Raw genomic sequence first — 2,458 nt, 5'->3', positions numbered from 1 at the left:
GATTCTGAAGGTCGATGGCAGTAACATCACGGACACAGGCAAGCGCTTCCAGGTGCCCGGACATCCCGCTTCGGCGAGGATGGGACCGTAAAAGCCTTCATCCATCCGTCGAGGGCTCATCGTGGGGCTCAGGTTTCGTTGGCAATGATAATTAGCTGTTGAACTGGGCAGTTTGCGGTCGACCCACGATCCGGCCCTCGGACGCGAACTCCCGGCCTGTCCCTGTGAACGGACTCCTAGCTACACCGCGTCAAAGGATGCAATGGGCCGTATCCGGACCCTTGCACGTGCCATTCCGAAGGATGGAAATTCACTGGATTTCCGCTATTTTGTGTTGAGCCGCAGTTCTGTAGCGGCGATCTCGAAACGAGGTTCGCGATGACCTCCAGGTCCTCGATCAGGCGGCTCGGCGCGCCGCTCGTCGTTTTTTTTCTGACCATCTGGTCGTTGGTTCCTCCGGTACATGCGATTGCGGACGCTGGAAAGGTTGGCGTGGTGTCCTTTGGCCTGTACGGGGATCAAGGCGTGTTTAGATCCGAGGCGACCGGCGCGGCTCAGGTCGTGGCCGGCCGTTTCGAGACGGGACCGATCAACGTGGAGTACAATTCCAAGAAAGGGGGAAATGCAACGATCGAAGCTCTGGCCAAGTCGTTGCAGACGGCAGCCAACCGCTTGGATGCCGAGAAAGATGTTCTTTTTTTTGATTCTCACCTCGCATGGCTCTCCTGATGGCCTTGCAATCAAGGCGGGGCGGCTCACACAAACGCTCACACCATCTCATCTCCGCGACATGCTCGCGAAGACAGGTGTGCGACACAAGGTGGTGGTGATCTCGGCTTGTTATTCCGGGGTTTTTATCCCGCGCCTGGCGACTCCCGATGTGCTGGTCATCACCGCGGCCGATGACAAGCATTCGTCGTTCGGCTGCCAGGACAAGGCCAAGTGGACCTATTTTGGCGACGCTTTTTTCAACGTCGCGCTCCGGAAAGCCGTCAGCCTGAAGGATGCGTTTCTCGATGCGCGCTCACTCGTCCGGAAGCGAGAATTGCGGGAACATTTCGAGCCGTCGAATCCGCTCATGGCGGGCGGTGCAGACGTGCTGCCATTGCTTGTCGGACGTCCTTGAACAACCGGCCGCGAGCGCAAAGGCTATTGCTCGCGGGCGCATCGCCGTTTCCGGTCAACCCCGACAAGCAGTTGGCGCTTAGACTTCGCATTCGGGCCAGTAGGCGACATGGCGCGGGTGGCCTGATATGAACGAGGCCGCCAACTGAGGCGGCCTTCGCGATGACGAGTGCGCGGGGCAGTGCCAAGCGATGCCGGACCACTCCGCCACCCTGAAAATTGGCGAGACCTTTACAGGCGCCCCCGACAAGTCTCGCGGTACCTGCGGCAATTTCCTGCGCCTTGTTCGCCCAGCTCGTTCTTGTAGAGGCAGGCCTGTCTCAATTCGGCGCACACATCCCTGCGTACTGGTCTTTGGCAGGTCTCCCGGTACCTGCGGCAATTTCCTTCGCCCCGTTCCCCTAGCGCGTCCTTGTTTTCGCAGGCAAGCCGCAATTGCTCGCATTGCCCGCCGCCTCGACGGTCGTACCCTCGGACGCCTCCCGGTCCAATCTCAAAGGATTGGGAAAAGGCCGAGATCGGGATTACAAAAAGCGCAGTTGCCGCTGCGGCGCTGAATGCATACTTGCGCATTCCTTTCAACATGGCTGATCCTCCAGTTGGTATGTTCCGGTGAATAGAGGAGGGCCACTTCGGCGGCCACTCTCTTGTCGATGGGAGCGGACGGAGTGGGAGTCATCGCTTCTCGCCACCGCTCCCTTAGTGCGCGCAGACCTTGATGGTCTTCATCCCGGTCTCAGCTTCAGTGCGTGTCTTGAACACCTTGCCGTCGCCAACAATGACGGCGGTTGTGGTGGTCGGCTTCTTGTCCATGATCGTGCATTTCTTCGTGGAGGTGTCTTGCACTACATAAAATTCCGTCTGGGCGTAGGCAGCGCCGGTCATGATTGCAGCGGCAGCAGCCGAAATGAGAAGCTTCTTCATTGTGTCTCCTCCATTGTGAGTATGTCCCTGCGCAAATTATCGAGCGCGTGATTCGGTTCCACGGCTGCAAACTACGGCTGGGGTTCACTACTGTGTGGAGATCCTAAAGGGATGATATGAACGCCGGCCGAACGGGCAGTTCAGAGATCGTTTATCTCGAGGTTACCGATCTTCGCCTCCGCAAGCGCACCACTCCCCAAGGGCCGACTTCGGGTTTGGGGTCACATGCTGAAGCGAAGAGACTTCACGGCCCTCATCCGCTCTCCACCTGAAAGCAGACGGTCGTTGGATGGTTGGGCGAGGGCAGCTACGGGCCGATTCCGTTGAAAAAGGCCGGCAGTATTTCGTTGTAATAGCTCCGTCGCGACTTGGCCGGAACTGCTCTTACTGACCCTATGCGAGCGTCGGG

Annotated in this window: 3 protein-coding genes; 2 read left to right on the top strand and 1 reads right to left on the bottom strand. The window is 58.5% G+C overall.

The window, feature by feature from the left end; genetic code table 11:
- Positions 1-378 precede the first annotated feature (378 nt).
- Positions 379-729 carry a hypothetical protein gene (locus IVA96_RS11715; protein ID WP_247417252.1) on the top strand — a complete coding sequence of 117 codons (351 nt, stop codon included), beginning with the start codon at positions 379-381 and terminating at the stop codon, positions 727-729.
- A complete protein-coding gene (locus IVA96_RS11710) occupies positions 689-1,126 on the top strand; it encodes a C13 family peptidase (RefSeq protein WP_247417250.1) in 438 nt (145 codons plus the stop codon). Before IVA96_RS11715 ends, IVA96_RS11710 begins: the two co-directional genes overlap by 41 nt.
- Positions 1,127-1,824: 698 nt before the next feature.
- On the opposite strand, the gene IVA96_RS11705 is transcribed toward IVA96_RS11710, so the two are convergent.
- On the bottom strand, positions 1,825-2,049 hold the full coding sequence (locus IVA96_RS11705; RefSeq protein WP_247333692.1) for a hypothetical protein: 225 nt from the start codon (positions 2,047-2,049) through the stop codon (positions 1,825-1,827).
- Positions 2,050-2,458: the final 409 nt, after the last annotated feature.

Origin of the sequence: Bradyrhizobium sp. 159, assembly GCF_023073795.1 — a bacterium.
Classification (GTDB): domain Bacteria; phylum Pseudomonadota; class Alphaproteobacteria; order Rhizobiales; family Xanthobacteraceae; genus Bradyrhizobium.
Note: the sequence above shows the minus strand (reverse complement) of the source record. Positions and strands in the feature narration are given on the sequence as shown.

Coding starts and splice junctions, on each gene's coding strand:
- IVA96_RS11710 (WP_247417250.1), top strand. CDS start 689: ATGTTCTTTTTTTTGATTCTCACCTCGCATGGCTCTCCTGATGGCCTT.
- IVA96_RS11715 (WP_247417252.1), top strand. CDS start 379: ATGACCTCCAGGTCCTCGATCAGGCGGCTCGGCGCGCCGCTCGTCGTT.
- IVA96_RS11705 (WP_247333692.1), bottom strand. CDS start 2,049: ATGAAGAAGCTTCTCATTTCGGCTGCTGCCGCTGCAATCATGACCGGC.